27 protein-coding genes, 1 pseudogene and 1 other annotated feature are annotated in these 23,621 nt (G+C 59.7%); of the genes and pseudogenes, 7 read left to right on the top strand and 21 right to left on the bottom strand.

Features of this window, described 5'->3' with window-relative positions; translation table 11 throughout:
* The 5 genes and pseudogenes from G5358_RS12645 to nqrM form a co-directional block, all read left to right on the top strand.
* A pseudogene (locus tag G5358_RS12645) lies at positions 1 to 105 on the top strand (NADH:ubiquinone reductase (Na(+)-transporting) subunit D); the annotation flags it as partial.
* A gap of 3 nt (positions 106 to 108) precedes the next feature.
* Entirely contained in the window at positions 109 to 705 is a 597-nt protein-coding gene (nqrE, locus tag G5358_RS12640) for an NADH:ubiquinone reductase (Na(+)-transporting) subunit E (RefSeq protein WP_005343672.1), read from the top strand.
* Between the two features lie 32 nt (positions 706 to 737).
* Entirely contained in the window at positions 738 to 1,961 is a 1,224-nt protein-coding gene (gene nqrF / locus G5358_RS12635; protein WP_005343670.1) for an NADH:ubiquinone reductase (Na(+)-transporting) subunit F, read from the top strand.
* A gap of 3 nt (positions 1,962 to 1,964) precedes the next feature.
* Positions 1,965 to 3,005, top strand: a complete 1,041-nt coding sequence (locus G5358_RS12630; RefSeq protein ID WP_005343668.1) for an FAD:protein FMN transferase ApbE — start codon at positions 1,965 to 1,967, stop codon at positions 3,003 to 3,005.
* A 9-nt stretch (positions 3,006 to 3,014) separates the two neighbouring features.
* A complete protein-coding gene (nqrM, locus tag G5358_RS12625; protein ID WP_216951909.1) occupies positions 3,015 to 3,239 on the top strand; it encodes a (Na+)-NQR maturation NqrM in 225 nt (74 codons plus the stop codon).
* A gap of 75 nt (positions 3,240 to 3,314) precedes the next feature.
* On the opposite strand, the gene G5358_RS12620 is transcribed toward nqrM, so the two are convergent.
* The 17 genes from G5358_RS12620 to G5358_RS12540 all read right to left on the bottom strand — a co-directional run bounded on the left by G5358_RS12620 (position 3,315) and on the right by G5358_RS12540 (position 16,360).
* Positions 3,315 to 3,854 carry a DUF3833 domain-containing protein gene (locus G5358_RS12620; RefSeq protein WP_421324185.1) on the bottom strand — a complete coding sequence of 180 codons (540 nt, stop codon included), beginning with the start codon at positions 3,852 to 3,854 and terminating at the stop codon, positions 3,315 to 3,317.
* 14 nt (positions 3,855 to 3,868) lie between these two features.
* On the bottom strand, positions 3,869 to 4,411 hold the full coding sequence (locus G5358_RS12615; protein ID WP_216951911.1) for a chalcone isomerase family protein: 543 nt from the start codon (positions 4,409 to 4,411) through the stop codon (positions 3,869 to 3,871).
* Positions 4,368 to 4,589, bottom strand: a complete 222-nt coding sequence (locus tag G5358_RS12610; RefSeq protein ID WP_005338671.1) for a TIGR02450 family Trp-rich protein — start codon at positions 4,587 to 4,589, stop codon at positions 4,368 to 4,370. The genes G5358_RS12615 and G5358_RS12610 overlap by 44 nt, the downstream gene beginning before the upstream one ends.
* Positions 4,586 to 5,062 carry a DUF2878 domain-containing protein gene (locus G5358_RS12605; protein ID WP_421324184.1) on the bottom strand — a complete coding sequence of 159 codons (477 nt, stop codon included), beginning with the start codon at positions 5,060 to 5,062 and terminating at the stop codon, positions 4,586 to 4,588. The genes G5358_RS12610 and G5358_RS12605 overlap by 4 nt, the downstream gene beginning before the upstream one ends.
* A 2-nt stretch (positions 5,063 to 5,064) precedes the next feature.
* Positions 5,065 to 6,321, bottom strand: coding sequence for a class I SAM-dependent methyltransferase (locus tag G5358_RS12600; RefSeq protein ID WP_421324183.1), 1,257 nt, complete (start codon positions 6,319 to 6,321; stop codon positions 5,065 to 5,067).
* On the bottom strand, positions 6,321 to 7,103 hold the full coding sequence (locus tag G5358_RS12595; RefSeq protein WP_421324182.1) for a DUF1365 domain-containing protein: 783 nt from the start codon (positions 7,101 to 7,103) through the stop codon (positions 6,321 to 6,323). Before G5358_RS12595 ends, G5358_RS12600 begins: the two co-directional genes overlap by 1 nt.
* The gene (locus tag G5358_RS12590) at positions 7,100 to 8,359 is read right to left on the bottom strand and encodes an NAD(P)/FAD-dependent oxidoreductase (protein ID WP_216951914.1); all 1,260 of its coding nucleotides are present in this window, start codon (positions 8,357 to 8,359) and stop codon (positions 7,100 to 7,102) included. Before G5358_RS12590 ends, G5358_RS12595 begins: the two co-directional genes overlap by 4 nt.
* Positions 8,356 to 9,090, bottom strand: a complete 735-nt coding sequence (locus G5358_RS12585; protein WP_421324181.1) for an SDR family NAD(P)-dependent oxidoreductase — start codon at positions 9,088 to 9,090, stop codon at positions 8,356 to 8,358. Before G5358_RS12585 ends, G5358_RS12590 begins: the two co-directional genes overlap by 4 nt.
* The gene (locus G5358_RS12580) at positions 9,087 to 9,515 is read right to left on the bottom strand and encodes a nuclear transport factor 2 family protein (protein WP_421222345.1); all 429 of its coding nucleotides are present in this window, start codon (positions 9,513 to 9,515) and stop codon (positions 9,087 to 9,089) included. The genes G5358_RS12585 and G5358_RS12580 overlap by 4 nt, the downstream gene beginning before the upstream one ends.
* A 1-nt stretch (position 9,516) precedes the next feature.
* Positions 9,517 to 10,938 carry a deoxyribodipyrimidine photo-lyase gene (phrB, locus tag G5358_RS12575; protein WP_421236216.1) on the bottom strand — a complete coding sequence of 474 codons (1,422 nt, stop codon included), beginning with the start codon at positions 10,936 to 10,938 and terminating at the stop codon, positions 9,517 to 9,519.
* Positions 10,935 to 11,822 (bottom strand): MerR family transcriptional regulator, encoded by an 888-nt coding sequence (locus G5358_RS12570; RefSeq protein ID WP_335841657.1) that lies wholly within the window; start codon positions 11,820 to 11,822, stop codon positions 10,935 to 10,937. Before G5358_RS12570 ends, phrB begins: the two co-directional genes overlap by 4 nt.
* 67 nt (positions 11,823 to 11,889) lie before the next feature.
* A complete protein-coding gene (locus G5358_RS12565; protein ID WP_421324180.1) occupies positions 11,890 to 12,837 on the bottom strand; it encodes a YbgA family protein in 948 nt (315 codons plus the stop codon).
* Positions 12,838 to 13,017: 180 nt separating this feature from the next.
* A complete protein-coding gene (locus tag G5358_RS12560) occupies positions 13,018 to 13,668 on the bottom strand; it encodes a porin family protein (protein WP_216979351.1) in 651 nt (216 codons plus the stop codon).
* A 188-nt stretch (positions 13,669 to 13,856) separates the two neighbouring features.
* Positions 13,857 to 14,429, bottom strand: a complete 573-nt coding sequence (locus tag G5358_RS12555; protein WP_266134144.1) for a DUF3157 family protein — start codon at positions 14,427 to 14,429, stop codon at positions 13,857 to 13,859.
* Positions 14,430 to 14,535: 106 nt separating this feature from the next.
* Positions 14,536 to 15,372 (bottom strand): hypothetical protein, encoded by an 837-nt coding sequence (locus tag G5358_RS12550; protein ID WP_216951920.1) that lies wholly within the window; start codon positions 15,370 to 15,372, stop codon positions 14,536 to 14,538.
* A 79-nt stretch (positions 15,373 to 15,451) separates the two neighbouring features.
* Positions 15,452 to 15,730, bottom strand: a complete 279-nt coding sequence (locus tag G5358_RS12545; protein ID WP_216951921.1) for a DUF6482 family protein — start codon at positions 15,728 to 15,730, stop codon at positions 15,452 to 15,454.
* 18 nt (positions 15,731 to 15,748) lie between these two features.
* Entirely contained in the window at positions 15,749 to 16,360 is a 612-nt protein-coding gene (locus G5358_RS12540) for an HAD family hydrolase (RefSeq protein WP_421324179.1), read from the bottom strand.
* Positions 16,361 to 16,530: 170 nt separating this feature from the next.
* Positions 16,531 to 16,652 (top strand) — a sequence feature (Phe leader region).
* Positions 16,653 to 16,690: 38 nt separating this feature from the next.
* On the opposite strand from G5358_RS12540, the gene pheA reads away from it, so the two are divergent.
* Positions 16,691 to 17,863 carry a prephenate dehydratase gene (pheA, locus tag G5358_RS12535; protein ID WP_101323838.1) on the top strand — a complete coding sequence of 391 codons (1,173 nt, stop codon included), beginning with the start codon at positions 16,691 to 16,693 and terminating at the stop codon, positions 17,861 to 17,863.
* An 88-nt stretch (positions 17,864 to 17,951) separates the two neighbouring features.
* On the opposite strand, the gene G5358_RS12530 is transcribed toward pheA, so the two are convergent.
* Positions 17,952 to 18,377, bottom strand: coding sequence for an LPP20 family lipoprotein (locus G5358_RS12530; RefSeq protein ID WP_064338605.1), 426 nt, complete (start codon positions 18,375 to 18,377; stop codon positions 17,952 to 17,954).
* 10 nt (positions 18,378 to 18,387) lie between these two features.
* The gene (locus tag G5358_RS12525) at positions 18,388 to 19,008 is read right to left on the bottom strand and encodes a FlgO family outer membrane protein (protein WP_005338718.1); all 621 of its coding nucleotides are present in this window, start codon (positions 19,006 to 19,008) and stop codon (positions 18,388 to 18,390) included.
* A gap of 207 nt (positions 19,009 to 19,215) precedes the next feature.
* Here G5358_RS12525 and G5358_RS12520 point away from each other — a divergent pair, with 207 nt between their 5' ends.
* A complete protein-coding gene (locus tag G5358_RS12520; protein WP_216951923.1) occupies positions 19,216 to 20,370 on the top strand; it encodes a flagellar assembly protein FlgT in 1,155 nt (384 codons plus the stop codon).
* A gap of 76 nt (positions 20,371 to 20,446) precedes the next feature.
* Here G5358_RS12520 and G5358_RS12515 read toward each other — a convergent pair whose 3' ends face one another.
* Both G5358_RS12515 and G5358_RS12510 read right to left on the bottom strand, forming a co-directional pair.
* Entirely contained in the window at positions 20,447 to 21,391 is a 945-nt protein-coding gene (locus tag G5358_RS12515) for a chemotaxis protein CheV (RefSeq protein WP_421324178.1), read from the bottom strand.
* A 139-nt stretch (positions 21,392 to 21,530) separates the two neighbouring features.
* Positions 21,531 to 23,621, bottom strand: a 2,091-nt coding sequence (locus tag G5358_RS12510) for a glycosyl hydrolase family 18 protein (RefSeq protein WP_421324177.1), incomplete at its 5' end; no start/stop codon positions are given.

The following is a 23,621-nucleotide window of genomic DNA, read 5'->3' as shown; positions in this document are numbered from 1 at the left end:
CCCAACGGCCTGCTGCTGCTGCCGCCGAGTGCATTCTTCATCATTGGTCTGATCATCTGGGGCGTGCGCACCAAGGATCCCAAGCAGGTGGAGGCGAAGGATTAAGGTATGGAACATTATCTGAGTCTGTTGATTCGTTCGATTTTTATCGAAAACCTGGCACTCTCCTTCTTCCTGGGGATGTGTACTTTCCTGGCAGTGTCCAAGAAGGTAAAGACCTCCATGGGTCTGGGTATTGCCGTTATCGTGGTGCAAACCATCGCCGTACCGGTCAACAACCTGATCTACAACTACGTGCTGAAGGCCGGAGCCCTCTCCCCTGACCTGGATCTGAGTTTCCTGAGCTTCATCACCTTTATCGGGGTGATCGCGGCGCTGGTGCAGATCCTGGAGATGGCGCTGGACAAGTACTTCCCGGCTCTCTACAACGCCCTGGGTATCTTCCTGCCGCTCATCACCGTGAACTGCGCCATCTTCGGTGGCGTCTCTTTCATGGTGCAGCGTGACTACACCTTCGTGGAGTCTGTGGTCTACGGTGTAGGCTCAGGTGCAGGCTGGATGCTGGCGATCGTTGCGCTGGCGGGTATCCGCGAGAAGATGAAGTACTCCGATGTTCCGGAAGGCCTGCGTGGTCTGGGCATCACCTTCATCACCGCCGGTCTGATGGCGCTGGGCTTCATGTCCTTCTCTGGTATCTCCCTGTAATCGGCTTTCCTGCAATCAGAAAGGAACGATAGATGGAAATTATTTTGGGTGTGGTCATGTTTACCGTGATCCTGCTGGCACTGGTGGCAGTCATTCTGTTCGCCAAGTCCAAGCTGGTGACCGCGGGCGACGTGACAATCAGCATCAATGGTGACCCGGCCAAGGCTGTGACCAGCCCGGCCGGTGGCAAGCTGCTCGGCGTACTCGCCGGCAACGGTATCTTCGTCTCTTCCGCCTGTGGCGGCGGTGGCTCCTGCGGCCAGTGCAAGGTACGGGTGAAATCCGGTGGCGGCGACATCCTGCCGACCGAACTGGATCACATCAGCAAGGGCGAAGCCCGTCACGGCGAACGTCTTGCCTGTCAGGTCACCGTTCGTGGCGACATGGACATCGAACTGCCGGAAGAGATATTCGGGGTGAAGAAGTGGGAATGTACTGTTATCTCCAACGATAACAAGGCCACCTTCATCAAGGAGCTCAAGCTGCAGATCCCCGATGGCGAGAGCGTGCCGTTCCGCGCCGGTGGTTATATCCAGATCGAAGCGCCGGCTCACCACGTTTACTACAAGAACTTCGATATTCCCGAGGAGTATCGTGGTGACTGGGATCGCTTCAAGATTTTTGATCTGGAGTCCAAGGTCGATGAGCCGATCATCCGTGCCTACTCCATGGCCAACTATCCGGAAGAGTTCGGCATCATCATGCTGAACGTGCGTATCGCCACACCGCCCCCGAGCAACTGGACTGCCCCTCCGGGACAGATGTCCTCCTACATCTTCAGCCTGAAGCCGGGTGACAAGGTGACCATCTCCGGTCCGTTCGGTGAATTCTTCGCCAAGGATACCGATGCAGAAATGGTCTTTATCGGTGGTGGTGCGGGTATGGCGCCTATGCGCTCCCACATCTTCGACCAGCTGCGTCGCCTGAAGTCCAAGCGCAAGATGAGCTTCTGGTACGGTGCCCGTTCCAAGCGCGAGATGTTCTATGTCGAAGACTTCGACATGCTGGCGGCCGAGAACGAGAACTTCACCTGGAACGTCGCCCTGTCCGATCCGCAACCGGAAGACAACTGGGATGGCTACACCGGCTTCATCCACAATGTGCTCTACGAGAACTATCTCAAGAACCACGAAGCGCCGGAAGATTGCGAGTTCTACATGTGTGGACCTCCCGTGATGAACGCAGCCGTCATCAACATGCTCAAAGATCTGGGCGTTGAAGACGAGAACATCCTGCTGGATGATTTTGGTGGTTAATCCATGAACAGCGTTGTAAAAACCTGGCTAGCCTTCGGGCTAGCCTTTTTCTTGACAGGGTGCGGTCAGGAAAGCACGGTCCAGTCGAAGCCGGAGATCCATATCACCGGCAGCACCATGGGCACTTACTACTCCATCAAGGTGGCGGACAACGTCATCAGCGATGCGGCCAAGTTTCAGGCCGAGGTCGACGTACTGCTGGAGCGAGTCAACGATCAGATGTCCACCTATCGTCCCGATTCCGAACTGTCGCGCTTCAACCAGCACCACAGTTCGACACCGGTAGTGGTATCTCGGGACACGGCTCGGGTCATAACAGAAGCCATTCATATTGGCCGTGAGAGCCAGGGGGCGCTTGACGTCACCGTCGGCCCCTTGGTCAATCTGTGGGGCTTCGGTCCGGACAAGCGACCGACCAAAATACCATCGGAGGAGCTGATCACCCAGACCCGTCAGAAGACCGGCCTGGGCAACCTGCACGTCATCACTTCGGTCGATGCCGATACCCTGCAAAAGGATATTCCCGACCTCTACGTTGATCTATCCGCCATTGCCAAGGGCTTTGGTGTCGACAAGGTAGCCGAGTATCTGGAGTCTCTGGGTGCGCGCAACTATCTGGTAGAGATCGGCGGCGAGCTGCGGATCAATGGCGTCAACGGCAAGGGACACCCCTGGCGCGTTGCCATCGAGAAGCCAACCGCCAATGCCGGTTCGGTGCAGGAGGTGATCGTTCCGGGTGACAACGGGGTGGCCACCTCGGGTGAATATCGTAACTACTATGAGATGGATGGCCAGCGCTTCTCCCACACCATAGATCCACGCACCGGCAAGCCGATCCAGCACCGCATGGTGTCGGTCACCGTGATCCATCCCTCCTGCATGACCGCAGACGGGCTGGCGACCGTATTCATGGTCATGGGACCGGAAAAGAGCCTGGCCTATGCCAAAGAGCGTGGTCTGGCGATCTTCGTGATCACCAAGACGGACAACGGCTTTGAAGAGGCCTACTCCGATGCGTTCAAACAGTATCTGGTCAGGAAATAGGGAGGATAGATGCAGGTTTTTCTGATCACCTTCGGGGTATTCATGCTGGTGATAGCCGCCATGGCTATCGGCTATATCTTCCAGAAAAAATCCATCTCCGGCTCCTGTGGCGGTCTGGGGAGCGTTGGCATCGAGAAAGAGTGCGATTGCCCGGAACCCTGCGACAATCGCAAGAAGAAGATGGCCAAGGAAGAGGCCCGTCGCAAGATGCTGGAAGAGAACCGCATCATCTGATGACCCTGATTTCTCGATAAACAAAAGCGCGCTGGTGGCGCGCTTTTTTATTGGCTTTCATGCAGTGTAGGCCGGTCATAATTTTCGCTCGATATAGAGGATCACCTCCCCCAAATGGATGCCGAACTTGCTGATAGCGGCGCGATTGATCAGGCGATCCTCATCCAGCAGATACATCCAGTCATCGAAGCTCACCCGCACCACCTCGCCATCCGGTAGCGCCAGATCGAGCTGATAACGCCAGTTGAGGGCGAACCCTTCGCTTTTACCCACCGCCTCTCCCACCACATCGGAAGCAGTACCTCGCCAGTGACCGTCAACCCCCTTGCTCAGATACCAGGTACGGGTCTGCTGGCGGCCATCATCAAAGTAGAACTGCTCGAACAGCTCTCCCTTGCCGTCCTTCCAACGACCCACCATCTCGACCCGAAAGCGACTGGTCACTTCGCCGCTGCGGTCGGTCACCAGGCCGTGAGCCACCAGCTTGCCGTTGAAGAAACGGGCGAGATCCCAGTTTGGCCCCTGCCCCCGATAGTCATCGAGACTGGCACCACAGCCGCTCAGCAACAAAAAAGGGATCAACAGTAACCAGCGATATGCACGATAGAAAGACATCAGGAGCTCCATGTTCAGGGTTGGCCACGCAGGCGGCGGGTCAGGGCAGGATCGCGGCTATTGTCAGCCAGCCAGATGGCGAGAAAAGCGGCCGAGAATTGCGGATCGGCCAGAGTGCCGAGGGGCTTCTCCTGCCACCAGAAGTGGCCTGTCCCACCCTTGTCGACATAGAAGGTAAGCCGGTCACCCGCCTGGATATCGGGCCAGAGTGCGGCGAGCTGGCCTAGCCAGCGCTGACGGTCGGCGTCAGAGCCAAGACCGAGTCGCTGCCACTCGGCGGCGGTGGCGCTCAGCAGATCTTGCCGCTCGATGGATCTGGCATAGGTGAGGGTCAGTGCCTGTGGATAGTGACCGGGCTGATAGCGCCCGCTCGCACTGTAGAGGGTGGCATCGTAGAGCTTGAACCAGAGCCAGTTCATCTCCCCCTGCCCGACCGGGCGCAGCTGCTGCCAGGGTGCGGCAGAAGCCTGCACCGCGGTTGCAGCAAAGAGCGTAAACGCCAGCAGCAGCGGGTTAATTCCACCCCATATGCCAGTGGTTGGGGTCTTCCAGTTCATGCCAATCCATCTCCTGTTCCTGCAGGGTGTTGATATCCTGCATCACCACCTGCACCAGCTGCCCCTGCGCATCCCGCTGGCAGGCAACCACCAGATAGAAGCGATCAGTCAGCTCATGCTGGCTCTCTTTGGTCCATTTGGAAAAAAGCAACGAGTCGGTCGAAAAGGTGTTTGTCATGACTCACCCTCCAGCTTGACCATTACCCACAGGAGTACGGGTAACCACCATATCCAGATCACTGCCAGCAACGCCGTGCTGATCCAGATGCCCCAGGGTAAGTTTACTGCCCCCATGGCGGCCCCCGCCACATAGGAGGAGGTGCCGCCAAATACGCCAAACAGCGCCTGCTGCCAGCGAGGCAAGCTCAGCAGCCAGCGCATACCGTGGGCCAGCGTCAGGGCAAAACCGAGCCAGAGCAGCACCAGCCAGAGGGGAAAACCGGACGGGAACCGGAACAGGCCGAGCTGCCAGAGCAGGGCATCCAGCAGACAGCCGACGACCGCGATGGGAAGCAGCCGCCAGTCACGCTGGCGGCTGGGTGAGAAGAGAAAGTGCAGCAGCAACATTGCCAGCAGCGGGCCCGGCTGCTGCCACTTCACCGCCAGCAACCAGTAGAGGTTGAACCCCAGCAGGTGAGCCCACTGCCACATGGTCAGTGACCGCTTACTGGCACATCACCCGACCAGCCAGCGGGCCCCGGCTTGGCGGCCTCCAGCTGCACCAGACTGATGGTGCGCTCCCAGAATCCCCCCTCGCAATAGGCAAAGTAGAAGTGCCACAGCCGGATGAAATCCTGGCTGTAACCGAGCTTGGGCAGCTCGGGTGCCAACGCCAGAAACCGCTCGCACCAGTGAGCCAGTGTACGGGCATAGTGATGACCGTGATCGTGCAACCGCACCAGCTGCATGTCGGTCTCACGCGCCAGCAACCCCGCCATCTGGGAGACGCTCGGCAGGCAACCACCGGGGAAGATGTAGCGCTGGATAAAATCGACCCCGCGCAAGTACTGGGCATGGCGCTGATCGGCGATGGTGATGGCCTGAATGAGCAGACGGCCACCGGGCTTGAGCAGCCGTGACAACTGGCGGAAATAGTCGGGCAGGAAGGCGTGGCCTACCGCCTCGATCATCTCGATGGAGACCAGCTTGTCATAGGTGCCCTCCAGCTTGCGGTAATCCTCCAGCAGCAAGGTGATGCGATCCCCCAGCCCCTCCCGCGCAATCCACTCCTTGGCATAGTCGTGCTGGGCCCGGGAGATGGTCGTGGTAGTGACCCGGCAGCCATAGTGGCGGGCGGCATAGACGGCGAGGCCGCCCCAACCGGTGCCAATCTCCAGCAGATGATCATCAGGCCCCAGCTCCAGCCGCTCGCAGATGGTGCGCAACTTGGCCTGCTGCCCCTCTTCCAGAGTGGCGTCGGCGCTCGGATAGATGGCGCTCGAGTACTGCATATGGCTGTCGAGAAAACCCTGATAGAGGGTATTGCCGAGATCGTAGTGGGCGGCGATGTTAGAGCGCGAACCGGTCAGGGTATTGCGGTTGAGCCAGTGGCGCACCTTGTTGAAGGGGAAGCTGAGCCAGCCGAGGCGCCGTTCGAGGGAGTCGAGCAGGGTCAGATTGCGGGCCAGCAGCCGCACCAGCGCCACCGGATCCGGGCTGGTCCAGAGTCCCTCCACCCAGGTTTCTCCGGCGGCAATGCTCCCCCCCAGCAACAGGCGACGATAGAAGGTCGGATCCTGCACCACCAGTTCGGCATGCAGATCGGTACCCGCGACGCCAAAGCTGTGGCGCTCACCGCCATCCCGCAGCAGCAGCTGGCCATGTTCGAGGCGACCCAGCAGATTGAGCAGCAGTTGTCTTGCCCCCTTGTCGATGAAAGAGGCAGAGAGGGTTGATTGAGCAAGTTCCATTAGCGGCTCTCCGGATGGGTAAAAATCGGGGTTCGTTTGATAAATAGACGCAGGGCCTGCCAGTAGATCCCGAGCAGCACCTTCATGGTCATCCATGGCCAGCGGGCCAGCAGGGCCACCAGCCCCTTGCGCGACAAGGGTTCGCGAGTGAGCGCCAGGGTTGCGTCAAACAGCTTGGCTTCACCGGATACGGGATGACTCTCGATATGGATCAGGGTCTCCTGCACGGGCGGCCTGATCCGCCAGTGATAACGCATCGCCAGCCCCATAAAGGGGGAGACGTGAAAATCCTTGTCATGGGGTGCCAGCGCCGCCAGATCCAGCAGGTAGTAGTGACGCTCGTTCCAGGGGGTGTTGGAGACCTCTGCCAGCAGATAGCGGGCGTCTCCCTGCCGGTAGCAGAAGTAGAAGTTGACCGGGCTGAAGTAGAACCCGAGACAGCGCACATTGCCGAGCAGCAGTACCCGCCCCTCGGGCTCGGCATCACCACCCAGCTCGCTCACCTTCTGCCACACCGCCTGCTTGAGGCTCCCCTCGCTGCCCTTGAGATAGTCATGGCGGTGAAACGAGAGCAGCCCCGAGCGCTCCACCCCGAACCAGCGCCCCTGATCGAGCTGCGGCAGCTCGTCGAGATCCAGTCCCAGCATAAAGAGGCTGTAGGAGAAGGCGTGGGGCCGCGGCGCGAAACGGCGGTGGCGCACCGAACCCTGCCAGATGGCGCTGGTAACACCAGCCAGTTCGTCGGCTCCCTCATGTTCGGTGGCCACGGTGGCGCCATTCATAGCTCGGCCCCGAAGCGCCTGGCGACATCCAGCGCGCTGCGCACCCCATCCTCGTGGAAGCCGTTGTACCAGTAGGCACCGCAGAAGTGGGTGTGCTGCTGGCCGCAGATCTCCGCACGCCGCTGCTGGGCGGCGATAGAGGCCTGATTGAACACCGGATGGTGGTAGACGAAGCGGCGCAGCACCTTGCTCTCATCCACCTTGCCCTTGGGGTTGAGGCTGACGCAGAAGGGCTCCGGCGAGTTCACCCCCTGCAGGATGTTCATGTTGTAGCTCACCAGTGGCCGTGTCTCATCGTTGCCATCGAGCTGATAGTTCCAGCTGGCCCATGCCTTGCGACGGGTGGGCAGGCAGCGAGCATCGGTATGGAGCCAGACATCGTTGGCCTGATAGGGCATGTCGCCGAGGATGGCCTGCTCCCGCTCGCCGGGATCCGCCAGCAGCGCCAGCGCCTGATCGCTGTGGCAGGCGAAGATCACCTCGTCAAACCGCTCCTCGCCGTAACTGCTCTGGATCACAACGCCATCCGCGTCCCGCCGTACGCTCTGCACCGGACAGGCGAGTCGGATCTGCGACTGCCAACCCGCGGTAAGGGGGCCGATATATTCCCGCGAGCCACCCGGGATCACGTACCACTGGGGGCGATTGGCCACATCCAGCAGGCCGTGGTTGGCAAAAAAGCGCAGGAAGAAGCCAAGGGGGAAGGCGCGCATATCGGCCAGGGTCGATGACCAGATCGCCGCCCCCATCGGCAAGATGTAGTGGCGGGCGAAGTAGTCGCTAAACTCCCCCGCCAGCAAAAAATCCCCCAGCGTCAGCTCGGGGCCAGCCCCCTGATGCTGACCATCCGCCAGCCAGGCCCGCGCCTCCCGGTTGAACCGCAAGATCTCGGCGACAAAGCCATAGAAGCGCGGACTCAGCAGATTGCTGCGCTGGGCAAACAGGGTGTCGAGATTGTGGCCGTTGTACTCCAGCCCCTCCGGGCTCTTTACCGAGAAGCTCATCTCGGCCGGTTGGCGCGCCATGCCAATCCGCGCCAGCAACTTCAAGAAGTTGGGGTAGGTACGATCGTTGAAGACGATAAAGCCGGTGTCGATGGCATAGCTGCGGCCAGCCTGATTCACATCGACGGTGGCGGTGTGACCGCCCAGGGTCGGCGCCGCTTCGAACAGGGTGATGTCATGGAGTTTGTGGAGCAGAAAACCGGCGGTGAGCCCCGAGATCCCTGAACCGACGATGGCGATCTTTTTCTTCATGAATGGCTTCCTTTCGATACGAGTGCGCGGCCAAGGCGCAGCCAGAGCCCCACCGGCAGCGCACCAAGCAGGCGCAGCAACCAGATGAAACGGCGGGGAAAGTGGATCTGGTGACGACCAGCGGTCAGCCCGTCCATGATGGTGCGGGAGGCCTGTTCCACCGTCACCAGACAGGGCATGGGAAAATCATTTTTGGCGGTGAGCGGCGTCTGGACAAAGCCGGGGCGGATCAGGGTCACTCCGATCCCTTTGCTGGCCAAATCGAGGCGCAAGGTATCCGCCAGATAGTCGAGGGCCGCCTTGGAGGCACCATACGCCTCGGCTCGCGGCAGCGGCAGCCAGCTCACCGACGAGCTGACGATGGCCAGCCGAGATCCCGCCCCTAACAGCGGCAAGAAGGCGGCCAGCGCATGGCCGGTGGCGGTCAGATTGGTCTCAATCACCCGGGCAAACAGCTCGCTGTCAAACCCCTCAGCCACATCCATGTACTCGCAGTTGCCTGCGTTGAGGATTAGCAGATCAAGGGATGGCAGCATGGCGGCCACCCCGCTCATTGCGGCCAGATCCCGGGCATCGAACTGCAGCGGCGTGACGCCATCCAGCCCCAGCGCCTGCAGCCGTTCGCCATCGCGGCCACAACCCCACACCTGCCAGCCTGCCCGCCGGTAATCCAGCGCCAGTTGACGACCGATGCCGGAGGTCGCGCCTGTGATAAGCACCCGGCCGCTCATGCGCCAAGCCTCATCTTGATAGTGCGCACCACGGGCCCGAGCAGCGGCAACTGCTCGTAGAGCATGGCGCCCAGGTCGAAATAGTCCCTGTGCTGGCACACCTTGCCCACCTCGTCGAATTCGAGGCGGGTGGCCCCCTCCACCGTCACCGGCTCACCACCACGCAATCTGGGGTGAGAGAAGGTCATGGTCCAGCCGAGCCAGGCCTGCTGCCCTTGTTGCTGCTGACTGGTGATGACGAAACGGCAGTAGGCGAGGCGCTGATAGAGGGCGGCAAAATAGTCGCCAAGGGCCGCCAGCCCCTCGATACGGTGGGCCGGATCGGTAAAGACCACCTGTTCGGCATAGACCTCGGGCAAGCGGTGCAACTGCTGTTTGTCCAGTTGCTGATAGAGGCCAATAAAGCGGGCCAGCGGCTCGTTCATCCTATTTCTCCAGAGAGCGAAACATCTCGATGGCTCTCACCCGGGCAACGGCGTGATCCACCATGGGTGCCGGATAATCCTGTCGCCCCTTGAGCCGCAGCCAGTCGTGGGGCTGATGCACATAAGCGACGGGAATATCGGCAAGTTCAGTTACCCAAGTACGGATAAACTCCCCTTGTGGATCAAATCGTTGCCCCTGAGTGGTGGGGTTGAAGACCCGAAAATAGGGCGCCGCGTCGGCGCCGGTCCCCGCCGCCCACTGCCAGCCGCCGTTGTTGGCCGCCAGATCCCCGTCGATGAGCCGACTCATGAAGTAATCCTCCCCGAGCCGCCAGTGGATATGGAGATCCTTGGTGAGAAAACTCGCCACTATCATTCGCAGCCGGTTGTGCATCCAACCGGTGGCGTTGAGGCAGCGCATCGCCGCATCGACGATGGGGTAGCCGGTTCGTCCCTCGCACCAGGCGGCGAAGGCGTCCGGATCCCAGCTCCACGGCAAGGCCGCCGTCTCGGGCTTGAAGGGACGATTCATGGAGAGGGTCGGGATCAGCACCAGCAGGTGGCGATAGAACTCACGCCAGATGAGCTCATTGAGCCAGACAAAGCCGGGCTGGGCCTTGGACTGGGGCCGGTAGCCAAGGCGCTGCTGGAGCGCCGCCACACACTGGCGGGGACTGATGATGCCCGCCGCCAGATAGGGGGAGAGCACGGAGGTACCCGCGATGGCAGGAAAATCCCGGGTCTCGCCATAGTCGAGCACCGCCTGCTCCAGAAAAATGTTCAAACGACGCAGAGCTTCCACCTCGCCCACAGGCCAGCGGGGGTCTGCCGTCAGTTCGCCAAGGGCGGCATCGACGAAGTCCCGCTCGGCCAGCGGTAGCCAAGGCAAGGGCTCGCCACGGCGCGCTGGGGCTCGGTGAATAACAAAGCCATCCTCGTCGAGGGCCTTGAGCCAGGCTCGGCTGAAGGGGGTGAAGACCTTGAACATCTCACCCGAGCCGGTCAGCACCCGCTCCGGCGGCAATACGCAACAGCCGTTGAGCCAGTGACAGCTCACCGCCTGCTCTGCCAGTACGGCGCTGACGGCGTGATCGCGGCGCTGCTCATCGATCTCGATAGCCTGATTGGCATAGAGCTGGGTCACCCCCAGCTCGCGGCAGAGGTCTGACAACGCAGCGGGCGCCTCGGCAAAAGTCTCCACTCGCAGCAGATGGAGCGGGATGCCGAGGGCCGCCAGCTCGCGCCCCAACTCATCCACCTGCGTCAACATAAAGCGCTGACGGATGGGGGCCATTTTGTGCTGCCGCCACTGGGTGGGGGAGATGATAAAGAGCGCGGCAACCGGTTCGTCACCGGCGCAGGCATGCCGCAGCGCCGGGTTGTCGGCAAGGCGCAGATCATTGCGCAACCAGACCAGCTTCATGATTTTTTCCTCCCGCGTCCGCTGGTGCCAGCAGCATCTGGGGCATCCGCCATCAGCTCGGCAAGGCTCGCCTGCCAGCCATGGGCTTTAAGCCACTCATCGTCGTAGAGGCGCCCCAGCTCGCCAAACAGGCGTGTGCCTGCGGGCCACCCGGCGGCCAGCTCCGGTTTGCCAAGACCAGCTCCCAGCAGTACCAGCCAGGGGGTAACGGCACGCCCCTCCAGCAAGCTGGCATGGCGAGGCTCTACCGCTCCCAGCAGTTGCACCTCATAGCCTTGACCGATCAGCTCGTAAGCGGCCCACACCAGATCGAGGGGGCCGACCTGTCCCCAGCTCACCAAGGTGATCGGCACGCCCTTCTCCTGCTCGATCAGGTGGCGGGCGAAGCGGGTATGGAACCAGCCCAGCCACACCTGTTGCAGCAGCTCGCCATCGGGCCGCTCGCGCCACAACCCCAGCAGCCGCTCCACCAGCGGTTGCAGTACCCGGCTGCGCACCAGCTCGAACGGGTAGCTAGCCAGCAAATCGTTGAGCTCAGCCTCCGCCTTGCGCTGGTTGAAGGCGAGTAACGCCTGACTGAACTGCTCCAGAGTCTGCTGCCAGTGATCGCTCACCGGCTCGGAATGGGGTTCGCTCAGGAGCCCCTTTACCTGCCCGATACTCACTCCCCGCTCCAGCCAGCTCAGGATCTCGCCGATTTGGCGGATATCCTGCTCGCTGTAGAGGCGGTGGCCCTTTTCGGTGCGGGCCGGTTGCACCAGACCATAGCGGCGCTGCCAGGCGCGCAGGGTCACGGCGTTGACGCCGGTGAGACGGGAGACCTCGCGAATGGGGTAGATCCCCTCATCAGCGAGATGAGCAACTTCTTGCGATAAATCAGACATACAACGTCCATCAAACAGAGGTGTAAAGCGCCCGGTGCAAATCATGCACCGAGGCAACAGAACGGATTCAGAGCCCGTAACGCAATTTCAGCGTATCGGGGTGTGGATTGAGATAAACCTGCTCGGCGAGATAGGGATTGGGGTACTCGCGCAGGTAGTGACGGATCAGGGTGAGCGGCACCAGCAAGGGGAAGATGCCGGTGCGGTACTTGTCGATGGTATCGGCAAGCTCCTGCTTCTGGGCCGGGGTCAGCACCCGCTTGAAGTAGCCCTGCAGGTGCATCAGCACATTGGTGTGGCTGCGGCGGTTGGCTCGCAGGGTCAGCGCTGTCATCAATCCCTTGATGTAGTTGTCAGCCACCTCCTGCAAATTGGTGGACTTGCCCAGATTGCCGAGCAGCTTGCCAAGCGCCCGGTAGTGGGTGGTGGCGTGGGAGAGTACCAGATACTTGTAACGGGAGTGGAAGCGGATCAGCGCAGAGGCGGTGATGCCGCGGGCGCAGAGTTGCTGCCAGTCGTGGTAGGCGAAGACCCGCAGCACAAAGTTCTCCCGCAGGATGGGATCACAGAGCCGACCATCCTCTTCCACCGGCAGCAGGGGGTTGGCCTCCATCAACGCCTTGGCAAAGAGGCCGCTCCCCTCCTTGGCGCTCCCCTCGTTGTTGGCGCCATAGACCTTGACCCGCTCCATACCGCAGCTGGGTGATTTGGCACAGAGGATATAACCGGAGATGAAGTCGAGCTGACGGGCCTTCTGCTCGCTGAAGGCAATCAGCTTTTGGGTGACATCGAAACTACCGTTGCTCGCCTCGGCACGGATCTCGCCGTTGCGCTTGACCAGCCGGATGGCGGCACGGGGCGCCCCCAGACCGATAGCCATCTCGGGGCAGACGGGGTGATAGTCAAAGTGAGCGCCAAGATCCCGTTCGCAGAAGCTGGAGCGCTTGTGGCCCCCGTCGAAACGCACCTCTTGTCCCAGCAGGCAAGCACTGATACCGACTTTAATCTTGTACATGATGGCACTCCTTGTATAAGTCTTGATTCAGTTATAGCAGTTATACAAAAAAATGGAAGTTGTATAACTATTGCCGACTGATACGACACAAGGAGAAAAAAGAGATCACCGGAAAACGAAAAAACCCATGGCGAACGCCATGGGTAAAAATCAAGACACTACGGACTACTGGAAGGAGGATCAGAAGCTGTACTTCACACCCAGGCTGGAGATGGAGCCTTTCTGCAGATCCCAGCTGCGATAGGTGTAGTCGGCAGTCAGCGCCCAGTTCTGGTTGAGCTTGTAAGCACCGCCTACCTTGAAGTCATGCATATCGTCGGTCATGTTGGCGTAACGGTAAGCCGTGGAAAGCTCGATGTCGCCGATGTCGTAGCGCAGACCCACTTCACCGTACATGCTGCCACTATCCTTGCGAGCCACTTCGTCCCATCCCTTGTTGTTCTTGGCCAGCTCACGCTCAAGTTGATAGCCCATCAAACCGGTTTCGCCATAGAGATTGAGTCCTGTGCTCAGCGGGGTAAAGACACCGATACCCAGGCTGGAGATGGACATGCTGTCATTGCCGTCGTTGCGGGAGGTGAATTCGGTTCCGGCACGACCGTAGAAGTTGGAGCCAAAGCTCTTTGAGAGGTCTAGGCTCAGACCACCAAAATCACGGGTACCTTTGCTGGCAGCATCACGGGGAAATGCAGCGCTGTCTTGGCTAAGGTAATCAGACTTGGTGTGCGCCCAGGTCAAACCGCCCTTTGCGTAGCTGAACGCATCCTGTGCCAGAGCGGAAGTAGAGGCGAAACCGGCCAGAACCAGAAGAGATACAGTTGCTTTTTTCATGATGATAACTCCATGTGATTGGGCCCGTTGCTAGCGAGCTGGTATGGAGTCATTGTGCGGTCAGCATCCCGGCTTGCCGAGCGGCAAGCTGTTGCAAAACCATGTCAGATGTAAGCAGATATTTCCCGAGATGTCAGGGGTAACAAATTGCCGGCCCAATCGGTTTGCATGGGCCGGACAACACCAAATCAGCGGAAGACCACCTCATCAATTTCGACCCTGACCAAGGGCTGCCCGGTCAATCCGGCAGGACGGGGGATCTCGAGGGCCAACGACGGACGGACTTGCCCCTTGCGCAGATAGGTTTCCGGCAGGCGGTTCTCGGCAACCCAGAAACGGGCCTCCTGACGGCTCAGCTGCACTCCGTCAGCACTGAACAGGGTCACCATGCCACGCACCCCGACCACATTGCGGGTGCCGGTATTGCTCACCATAAAGGTCAGCACCAGCGGGTCAGATCCCTCGATCTTGTCCAGCTTGACCACCACACCGTCGCGTGCCGCTTGTGACAGCAATTCGGGGTTGGCCTTGGCCTGATCGGTCAGCACCGGAGCAGCAACGGCCACCACGGCCCCAGCCTTCCCATCAGCAGCCACGCCCTGTACGGACTCGGCCGGTTTGACCACCAGATACTCCCAGGTAAAGTCATCGTTGAGCTGAACCTGCCGACCATCGGGCAGCGTCACCTGAGAAAGAGGGGCCGCCTGCGCCAACACGGGGGAGAGGCACAGGGCAATCAGCAGACGGGAGAAGGGTTTCATAGGGCGAAGCTCGGCAACAGGTTAAAGGACGACAGTATAAACAGTCCCGCCACCCCTTGCCTATGACAGCACTCACGTTCTGGCTCCGGCGTCGCTTGCCCACGGGCTAGATGGCAAGATCGTGCCGCTCTTTGTGCGCCATATCCAGAGTCACCAGATCGAACTCGGTCCTCTTGAGGGCAGAGAGAATATCCGATTGCATATCAAAGGCCTGAGCACGCTGATGCTCGGGCAGACGCACCCGGGCCAGGGTGGTAGAGCAGTCGCACAGGGTATGGAAAAAGACCTGCGCCTCATCCAGCCCCATGTCGGCCAGCATCTGTTCGGCCTGATCCACCATTCGTAGATAACGTTGCTTCAACTGCCGTGGATTGGTGAAGCGATTGCTGAGGCAACCGTTGCTCCCTTTGCCCCAACGACCGAGCTGACGCTTGTTGAAGCCATAGCGAAAATCACGGCTCATCACCCCGTTATCGGCAAAAAACCAGATGGTATTGGCAGGCAGTGAGCCGAACTGGGCAAGATAGTCATCACGCTCCTCCACCGCGGCCGGGACCAACAACGGCAGATGAGCCCATTCCGGACGAGCCTGCACATACTCACCAATGCGACGGACCGGATCGATCAACCCTTCCATATTCGGCAGGCGATCGCAAAAGATGATCTCGTCGCTCTTGATGATCCAGTGGTCGATGCCGTAACGCTGGCAATAACGGCGGGCCCGAGCCACCTCACTGCGGCTGCGGGTCGGATTATCGAGGGTGATGGCGCGGATCTTGATCCCGCTGGCACGGCACAAATCGATGCTGTAACAGGATTCCAACCGCCCCGAAAAAGAGACTATCAGCTCGTCAAAATTTGCCAGTCGCTCAATCAGCTGCAGCTCCCTGGCTTGAAAAGAGTGATCATATCCCTGATTCAAGACAACAACATTGGCATCCATTAAACAGCTCCGGATGATAAACAGGTGGCTTATTGTGCGGGAAACAAGCTGAATAGGCCCTTACAGAGTCAGGTTAAAATTAAAACTTGATGATTATTTCCCGTGATTCATCCTTAAAATCAACATCTTGAGCGTCATACACTCGCAATCTGGCCTGATGTACCCGATGGGCTCGCAAAAAGCCCTGCGCCTGATCCAGCGAGGTGAAGGTCAGGTGCTCCCCCTCGCTGTCGGTCAGACAGAGGTACTCCCCTTCCGCCTCGATACAGAGCTGATAACCACTGCCATCCTTGCAGGCGATGATCAGGGTTGCCTCGGGATAGTGACTGAGCCAATTGCGAAACCGGCCATGCTCCATAGTACTCCTGGAGGGGCATCACCCCTTGTCGGTGACAGGCAAACTATCCAGCTCACCCAGTTGCTGACGGCAACTCGCCACGTCGGTAAAGACGATCCCCCTGATGCCGAGGGCCTCGGCGGCCGCAATATTGGCGGGACTGTCATCAATAAAGATGCACTCTGCCGGTTTCAGATCAAACGACACCAGCAGATAACGGTAGATATCCGGCTCCGGCTTCATCATCCGCACCCGCGCCGAGACCACCTTGCCGCTGAAAAAGCGCCAGAAATCCTGATGCTGCTCCAGCCAGTCGATGCTGGCGTGCCCCATGTTGGAGAGGGCATAGAGCGAATGGCCCGCTCCGTGCAGCTCGGCTATCAGGGTTAGCATAGCGGGATCTGGCAGCAGGGAAGCGGGAACTGCCTGTAAAATGGCCAGATTCTCCGCCGTCGAGAGGCCAGTGCGCGCTTGCGCTTCCCGGGCCATGTTGTGGAGCGACATGGTGCCTCTGTCTACCTCCAGCCAATCCGGGTGGTTAAAGAGCTGCTCGGCCAACTGTTCGGCCCCTTGCGGACCACGCACCGAACGCACTATACCTACCGGATCCCAGCTCACCACCACCCGTCCCAGATCGAAAATAATCGCCATCGTCTTTACCTCCCCCACTGGGTGTCAGTCATCAAAACAGAGTCAATAGAAGATCGCTCATACGCCATTTTCTTAACCGGATACCCTGCCCCCATCCCCGCCCGCGGGCAAGTTTTACTTGCATCAGACCGGCAAATCCCTTAATGGTTATGACGTTACTTCAAGGACACACCTATGCACGCACCATTCTTCTTTGCTTTCTCGTTTATCCGGCCCGCTTGAGGGAAGGCCTGTCGTCGTGTGAACAGAAAGCAAAGACGAATCGAGCCTCCCCTAGCGGAGGCTTTTTTTTGCATTAATATCAATCGATTACTTGGATAGGGAACAATCATGGCAACGCTCGACGAGATCAGACAAGACATCACCCGGTTGGATCAGGAGCTGCTTGCCCTGCTGGCGAAACGCAAGGCCCTCAGCATCGAGGTCGCCCGTGCCAAGCAAGCCAACCCGCGCCCCATTCGTGACCACCAGCGGGAGCAGGAGCTGCTGGTTGCCCTGATCCAGAAAGGGCGCGTGCTGGGGTTGGATGCCCAGTACATCACTCGCATCTATCACACCATCATCGAAGACTCTGTGCTCTCCCAGCAGGCCTATCTGCAGAGCCTGCTCAACCCGGAGCAGCAGGAGCCGATGACCAGCGTCGCCTATCTTGGGCCGCGCGGTTCCTATTCCAGCCTGGCCGCACGCAAATATCTGGCGCGCTACAAGGATCAGGTGATCGAAGTAAACTGCCAGAACTTCCGTGAAGTACTGGATGCGGTGGAGTCGGGTCGCGCCGCCTTCGGCGTGCTGCCCATCGAAAACACCAGCTCGGGCTCCATCAACGAAGTCTATGACGTGATGCAGCATACCAGCCTATCCATCGTCGGCGAGCTCACCTACCCCATCGAGCACTGCATCCTCACCGCCGTACCGACCGAGCTGAGTCGCATCAAAACCTTCTATGCCCACCCGCAGGTGTTCCAGCAGTGCTCCCACTATCTGAGCAAATTGGAAGGGGCGCGCCACGAGATCTGCGACTCCTCCTCCAGCGCCATGATGAAGGTGAAAGAACTGGCCAGCCCGGAGGCCGCCGCCATCGGCAGCGCCGCCGGTGGCGAACTGTATGGTCTGGACGTGCTGGCCGAGCAGCTCGCCAACCAGAAAGAGAACTACAGCCGCTTTATCGTGGTGGCGCGCAAACCCATCGACGTGGCGCCGCAGATCCCGGCCAAGACCACCCTCATCATGTCCACCTCCCAGAAGCCGGGCTCGCTGGTGGAGGCGCTGCTGGTACTGCGCAGCCACGAGATCAACATGACCAAGCTCGAATCCCGTCCGGTGCAGGGCAACCCGTGGGAAGAGATGTTCTATCTCGATGTCTCCGCCAACCTGCAGACCCCGGCGATGCAGGCTGCACTGGTGGAGCTGACCAAGATCACCCGCTATATCAAGGTGCTTGGCTGCTACCCGAGCGAGGATGTGAAACCCACCGCAGTGCCGCCGGTGCTGATGGGAAGCTAACCAGCCCACAACGACAAAAGGCGAGCACCCTGCTCGCCTTTTGTTTTGATGCCTGTGTTGATGCCTGTTTTCAGGTCAGACAATCAACTCAGAACTGACCAGCCATCAACTGATTGATGTTGTAGAGGGCACGGGTATCGAGCTCCATCTCGGTGGCATAGGTGTTGCCGCGCGGATAGGAGGCAACCACCCGGGCACCACGCACCACACCAGCGACCGACACATCCAGCGAGTTGGAGGTCTGGGTCAAGTCGCGGTAGCTGCTCTGACCGCGCACCTGCTGACCATTGAGCTGCTCGGCCAGCTCGCGATAGGCATCCATCTTGGAGGCGCGAATGGCTTGCAGCATCTTCTCCGGCTGGGAGGGGCCGGGCTGGATGTCGATCACCGCATAACCCACCGCCTTGAGCACCGGAAAATCATCGGGCTTGCCACCCTGGGTGTAATCCACCACCCGGTTACCGCTGCAACCGGTGAGCAAGAGAGCCAACAGGCAACCAAACAGGATCTTCATGACTCGCTCCTCACGGGGTCAGGTTGACTAGATGACCGCCCGGCCTAGCCTGACTGTCACGCATCAGATAACCGCGATTGATCGATGCCCGACCAAACGAGTTGTTGGCACCGAACAGATATTTTTGCGGGATCAGGCTCTGGGCTGTGGTCTCCACCATCTTGGTGCGCATGTCGATAACGCGGGCGTTGACCAGGATCCCCTTGCTATTGCGGCTGAAGGTGCCGACCAGAATGCGGGAGATCGGCAAACGGGAAGAGAGCTCCTTATAGTTGCGGCTCAGCACGAAGTCCCCCTGCGGCGTCACCTTGATGCTACCGGTCAGCTTGAAGTCCACCACCACCTCGCCGCGGCGGTTGAGCTCGTAGATAAAGCTCTCCTCAATCTGCTGCCCCATCCAGTTGGTATCCTGCAGGGTATCGAGATCGACGAAAGAGGCCACCGCGATGGGCTCGGTCAGGGTGGTCAGTGATTTGCGCTCCATCAACTGATCGGTCATGCGCGCCACCAGCCAGTTGAGCTCCATCCCCTGCGCCGCCTGGCGGGGGTCACCCTGATCTCGATTGATAGGGTCGGAGCCGCATCCGGTCAATGCCAGGGCGAGCGCCAACGCCGTGATGAGTTTGTTCATGGATACCTTTCCTGTATCTGCACCTGATTTGTTATCGGACGCGCCGGACAAAGCTTGAGCCGGGAATGAGGCATGATTCTTGCTTTTTTAATGGACATCGTCAGCGCCAACGTGCGCTGCCACTTGGAACGTGTTGTGATCCATGTCGGCCAGCAGGCGCCATTTCCTCAAAATGGCGCGGCTGCCCGCCAACTCAAGGTATCTGCTATGAAATTACCGCTGCTGTTGACCCTGCTGCTGGCCAGCCTGAGCGCCCGAGCCGAGCTTATCGAAGCGCAGGGCAGCGCCGCCATTCTGGGGGGCGATGAGGTCTATGCCCGCGAGCAGGCGACCCGCGACGCCCTGCGTCAGGCGCTGCTGGCCAGCGGCGCGGCCGTTTCCAGCGTCCAGCGTCTGGAAAATGGCAGCCTGCGATCCGAGCAGATCCAGATCCGCTCCGGCGGCGACATTCGCCAATACCGGCTCAAGCGGGAAGAGGTGCGCAACGGCCGCATGTATATCACACTAGTGGCCGACATTCAGGCCGAACGCCAGATCTGCCAGACCCAGCACTTCGCCAAGGATTTGACACTGGTCAGGCTGCGAATGCGCTATCCGGACCAAGCCAGCTACGGCGCCATGGACGACATGCCGGAAAACCTCTCGCGACGACTGTTCGAGACCCTCGCCAATGCGCCGCAAGGGGTCGCGGTGCGCCAGTGGCTGGATGAAAACCTGCGCATCGATCCGCTCCATCTGCAACAGGGAGATCGCAGCGCCCTCGAGGAGATCAAGGCGCTCAGCCTGCGTACCGACAGCCAGTATCTGGTGCTCGGCAGCATCGACGATCTCTCCATAGAGCCGCAGGGCAACCAGCTGACCAGCTGGTATGAGGATCCGGTGCGCAACTTTCGCATGCAGCTCTACCTGTTCGACGGTATTAACGGCAGTCTGATCAACCGCAAGGTCTACGAAGGACGTGCCACCTGGACCTTTGGCAAGCGGGAACAGGTGGGCAGCAGCAGCGGCCAGTTCTGGCAATCGAGCTATGGCCAGGAGGTCAACTACCAGTTGCAGCAGGCGGCTCAAGATCTGGTAGCCCAGCTCACCTGCGCCCCGGTCACCGCCCGGGTGGTAGGCCAGAACGAACGTGGCCCCTACATCAATCTGGGGCGGCGCAACGGCGTCAAACTTGGCGACCAGTTCCGCATCCAGCACAACGCCGACTTCATCGACCCCTACGGCAAGTCGCGCATGATGCGCAATCCGGCCGACGGTCTGTTCGAGGTGGTGCAGGTATTCGACGATGGCGCCATCATCAGCAGCCAGAACAAATATACGCCGTTTAACATCCAGAATGGGGATTTGGCTGTATTGGAATAGGTGCCAGAGAGTTACCGGCGCTTACGGCATCTCCCGAGTTTCCCGTTGTTATGGTTCACCAGTGGATTGGTATCGGTCAGTTTCCCAACACCTGACGCAACCTCTCCTGCGCAACGCCCACCAGCAGGTCGGGCTGGAATTTGGAGATAAAGCGGTCGCACCCCACCTTCTTGACCATGGCTTCGTTGAAGTTGCCGCTCAGGGAGGTGTTGAGGGTGATAAAGAGGTCAGACATGCGCGGATCGCTGCGCACCTCGTGGGTCAGACGGTAACCGTCCATCTCCGGCATTTCGGCATCGGTGATCATCAGCAGGATCTCGTCGGTCACCTTCTTGCCGGCATCGCACCACCCCTTGAGCAGGGTCAGCGCCTGCAAACCATCCTGACACTCGATCACCTCAAGCCCAAGCTGGCCCAGGGTCTCGCGCACCAGATTGCGGGCGGTGCTGGAGTCATCGACGATCAGCACTTTGCGTCCATGCATCTCGGGCAGGATCTCCCGGTCCAGCACCTCCTCGGAGATGCGGATGTCATAGGTGATGATCTCCGCCAGCACCTTCTCCACATCGATGATCTCGACGATCTGATCCACTCCATCTTCGGGAATGCGGGTGATGGCGGTGAGGTAGTTGGCGCGCCCGGCGGAGCGCGGCGGCGGCAGTATATCCTTCCAGGTCATGTTGACGATATTGGCCACCTGCCCCACCAGAAAACCCTGAATGGTGCGGTTGTACTCGGTGATGATGAGGTTGGATTCACTGTCGATGGGCATGGGGCGCATGCCGATGGCGCTGCGCAGGTTGATCACCGGGATCGAGGTACCGCGGATATTGGCCACCCCGCTGATATTGTGATGGGAGCCCGGCATCTTGCTCAGATGGGGCAACTTGACCACTTCCCGTACCTTGAAGACGTTGATGGCGAACATCTGACGGGTGCCGAGACGAAACATCAACAACTCGAGGCGGTTTTCCCCCACCAGTTGAGTTCGTTGATCAACGGAATCCAATATACTCGCCATACGCTGATATCCATCTGATTATTAATCGACTCTATTATAGAGGCTGCCCGCCAGGAAAGGCAGGCGCATTTTCAACCAGAGCGACCAACCAGACAAAAAAAGTGAGGCCGAAGCCTCACTTATCTCATTGATTTTAAAATCAATAGCTACAGACAGACTTCCAGCTGCCATCGGTTGCCTTGGGCTCGCTGCTGGTCCACCAGTTTGCTTGCCACACTACCTTGTTATGGGTGATGCGATCGCCGCCATTGGCATGATCCCCCTGCGGCCAGCTCGGATAGGCCTTGTAGGCCGCCGGATTGACGTTCTGGCTGCTGCAGCTGGTACCCGGATTCTCGCCGCCACCCGAGCCCAGCACGGCCTCCGGCAGGGTCGGGAACTCGGCCTTGAGACCAATGGTCTGGCTGCCGCTGATGATGCGCATACCGCTCAGCACGCCAGCGGCGGGCAGGTAGTAGGTCATGGCGACTTCAATCTCGGCCCCCGGCGCCAGAGTCTGCCAGCCCGGCAGGTTCATGGCGACCTTGTGGAAGTCCTTCTCGTTGGCAATGCCTTCCGAGTTGTCGTTGCCACCGCTCTCCACCACTTTCAGGCCCATGCCACTCTGATCCGTGATGGTATCAGAGGTGGAGGTGGGCACCAGAAACTCGATGCGCGCGCCGCCCGGAATGGTTTGGGTCGACTTGTTGATCAGCTTGAGTTTCGGATTGATCGGGTAGTTGGAGTCTCCTTCCTTGAAGCCGGAAAGGCTGACCTGGATGTCGAGCTGGGCGCTCGGCGCGACCAGATCGTTTTGCTTGGTGTTGTACGGAGTTGCCTTGGCAAACTTCTCGTAAGCCAGAGTAGTCAGGGTGCTGCCCATGCCGTACTCGTTCTTGGCCGGATCGAAGGCGTAATCACCCGCCATCTCCCAGAACATCACGCCACCCAGACCGCGCTTGATGATGTAGTCCAGCTTGTGGCCCATGGACTCTTCATCTTCGGTTGAGAGGAACACCTTCTTCTCTTCATTCCACAGCCAGGGCACGTGGGCCTTGTCATCGTAGTAACGCACATACTTGCCCTGCATCACGTGAGCTGGATTGTTGGGATCCAGACCCCAGGCAGTGCCATAACTTGGCAATGTGGTGATGCCGAGGCTGGCCGCATTCTCCAGGTTTTTGGCATGCCACATGGGCACGGCGCCACCGCCGATCTCTTTGCCATTCTTGTCGAGATCATGCCAGATGTTGTCGATGCCGACCGCACCGTTGCCACACGGAATGGTGCTGCCACCGGTGCCCGGCTGGCACTCGTTCTGGCTCGGCAGGGCTGCCTTGCCACCCAGCCCGTGGGTACCGCCGCTCACCCCCTGCCAACCGCGGGTGTAATAGGGCACGCCAACGTTGATCTTGCCAGCCGCCAGCGCACCGCGGAAGTAGTGGGCAGACCAGGCGGCGTTGAGGTAACCGATACCGCCAAACTGGGTCTGGGTATAGACGCCCCAATGGGAGAGCTCGGGGTCGGCATTGTTGTCGAACAGGGCCGCGTTGTGACCGACAAAGTGGTTCCAGGCACCGTGGAAGTCATAGGTCATCAGGTTGACGTAGTCGAGGTACTGGGTGACCTGGAAGTTCTCCATCCCGCGCAGCAGATAGGCCGAGGCCGGTGAGGCGATGGTCAGCATATACTTGCGGCCATCTTCGTTACCGGCGTTGTCGAGCCGCGCCCGCAAGGTCTTCATCAGCACCTCGTAGTTGGCAAACAGCTTGGCCCGGCACTGGTTGGAGAGCGGGAAGTCGTTGGGGTTGCCCGCATCCTTCATCGAGGTGGGGTATTCGTAGTCGATATCGACCCCATCAAAGCCGTACTGGCGGATAAAACTCACCGCCGAGTCAGCCAGGGTGTTGATACCGGCAGTATTGACCGAGCAGTCACCCTTGGTAGTGGCGGTGTAGAAGCCGCGGGTATCGGCCCAGCCCCCGACCGAAATGAGGGTCTTCACGTCCGGATACTGCTTCTTGTACTTCGACAGCAGGTTGAAGTGGCCCTTGTAGGCGAATTCAGGATCCATCTCGGCACCCGGCACGCCATCCCAGGTCATCTTGGTGGCTGCATCGTCCACCTTGATGGTGTGGCTCTGCTCATCCACCGCCGCGAAGGCGTAGTTGATGTGGGTGATCTTGTTCCAGGGGATGTCGCTCACCAGATAGGCGGGCAGGCCGTTCTTGCCGGTGCGCCAGGAGGTGAA

The organism is Aeromonas sp. 604176 (assembly GCF_049170755.1).
Lineage (GTDB): Bacteria > Pseudomonadota > Gammaproteobacteria > Enterobacterales > Aeromonadaceae > Aeromonas > Aeromonas veronii_A.
This window is presented reverse-complemented; position numbering and strand designations above follow the sequence as displayed.

What these genes read in the sequence shown, in the direction of transcription:
- nqrE (WP_005343672.1), top strand. Translation starts at nt 109, where the DNA reads ATGGAACATTATCTGAGTCTGTTGATTCGTTCGATTTTTATCGAAAAC.
- nqrF (WP_005343670.1), top strand. Translation starts at nt 738, where the DNA reads ATGGAAATTATTTTGGGTGTGGTCATGTTTACCGTGATCCTGCTGGCA.
- G5358_RS12630 (WP_005343668.1), top strand. Translation starts at nt 1,965, where the DNA reads ATGAACAGCGTTGTAAAAACCTGGCTAGCCTTCGGGCTAGCCTTTTTC.
- nqrM (WP_216951909.1), top strand. Translation starts at nt 3,015, where the DNA reads ATGCAGGTTTTTCTGATCACCTTCGGGGTATTCATGCTGGTGATAGCC.
- G5358_RS12620 (WP_421324185.1), bottom strand. Translation starts at nt 3,854, where the DNA reads ATGTCTTTCTATCGTGCATATCGCTGGTTACTGTTGATCCCTTTTTTG.
- G5358_RS12615 (WP_216951911.1), bottom strand. Translation starts at nt 4,411, where the DNA reads ATGAACTGGAAGACCCCAACCACTGGCATATGGGGTGGAATTAACCCG.
- G5358_RS12610 (WP_005338671.1), bottom strand. Translation starts at nt 4,589, where the DNA reads ATGACAAACACCTTTTCGACCGACTCGTTGCTTTTTTCCAAATGGACC.
- G5358_RS12605 (WP_421324184.1), bottom strand. Translation starts at nt 5,062, where the DNA reads ATGTGGCAGTGGGCTCACCTGCTGGGGTTCAACCTCTACTGGTTGCTG.
- G5358_RS12600 (WP_421324183.1), bottom strand. Translation starts at nt 6,321, where the DNA reads ATGGAACTTGCTCAATCAACCCTCTCTGCCTCTTTCATCGACAAGGGG.
- G5358_RS12595 (WP_421324182.1), bottom strand. Translation starts at nt 7,103, where the DNA reads ATGAATGGCGCCACCGTGGCCACCGAACATGAGGGAGCCGACGAACTG.
- G5358_RS12590 (WP_216951914.1), bottom strand. Translation starts at nt 8,359, where the DNA reads ATGAAGAAAAAGATCGCCATCGTCGGTTCAGGGATCTCGGGGCTCACC.
- G5358_RS12585 (WP_421324181.1), bottom strand. Translation starts at nt 9,090, where the DNA reads ATGAGCGGCCGGGTGCTTATCACAGGCGCGACCTCCGGCATCGGTCGT.
- G5358_RS12580 (WP_421222345.1), bottom strand. Translation starts at nt 9,515, where the DNA reads ATGAACGAGCCGCTGGCCCGCTTTATTGGCCTCTATCAGCAACTGGAC.
- phrB (WP_421236216.1), bottom strand. Translation starts at nt 10,938, where the DNA reads ATGAAGCTGGTCTGGTTGCGCAATGATCTGCGCCTTGCCGACAACCCG.
- G5358_RS12570 (WP_335841657.1), bottom strand. Translation starts at nt 11,822, where the DNA reads ATGTCTGATTTATCGCAAGAAGTTGCTCATCTCGCTGATGAGGGGATC.
- G5358_RS12565 (WP_421324180.1), bottom strand. Translation starts at nt 12,837, where the DNA reads ATGTACAAGATTAAAGTCGGTATCAGTGCTTGCCTGCTGGGACAAGAG.
- G5358_RS12560 (WP_216979351.1), bottom strand. Translation starts at nt 13,668, where the DNA reads ATGAAAAAAGCAACTGTATCTCTTCTGGTTCTGGCCGGTTTCGCCTCT.
- G5358_RS12555 (WP_266134144.1), bottom strand. Translation starts at nt 14,429, where the DNA reads ATGAAACCCTTCTCCCGTCTGCTGATTGCCCTGTGCCTCTCCCCCGTG.
- G5358_RS12550 (WP_216951920.1), bottom strand. Translation starts at nt 15,372, where the DNA reads ATGGATGCCAATGTTGTTGTCTTGAATCAGGGATATGATCACTCTTTT.
- G5358_RS12545 (WP_216951921.1), bottom strand. Translation starts at nt 15,730, where the DNA reads ATGGAGCATGGCCGGTTTCGCAATTGGCTCAGTCACTATCCCGAGGCA.
- G5358_RS12540 (WP_421324179.1), bottom strand. Translation starts at nt 16,360, where the DNA reads ATGGCGATTATTTTCGATCTGGGACGGGTGGTGGTGAGCTGGGATCCG.
- pheA (WP_101323838.1), top strand. Translation starts at nt 16,691, where the DNA reads ATGGCAACGCTCGACGAGATCAGACAAGACATCACCCGGTTGGATCAG.
- G5358_RS12530 (WP_064338605.1), bottom strand. Translation starts at nt 18,377, where the DNA reads ATGAAGATCCTGTTTGGTTGCCTGTTGGCTCTCTTGCTCACCGGTTGC.
- G5358_RS12525 (WP_005338718.1), bottom strand. Translation starts at nt 19,008, where the DNA reads ATGAACAAACTCATCACGGCGTTGGCGCTCGCCCTGGCATTGACCGGA.
- G5358_RS12520 (WP_216951923.1), top strand. Translation starts at nt 19,216, where the DNA reads ATGAAATTACCGCTGCTGTTGACCCTGCTGCTGGCCAGCCTGAGCGCC.
- G5358_RS12515 (WP_421324178.1), bottom strand. Translation starts at nt 21,391, where the DNA reads ATGGCGAGTATATTGGATTCCGTTGATCAACGAACTCAACTGGTGGGG.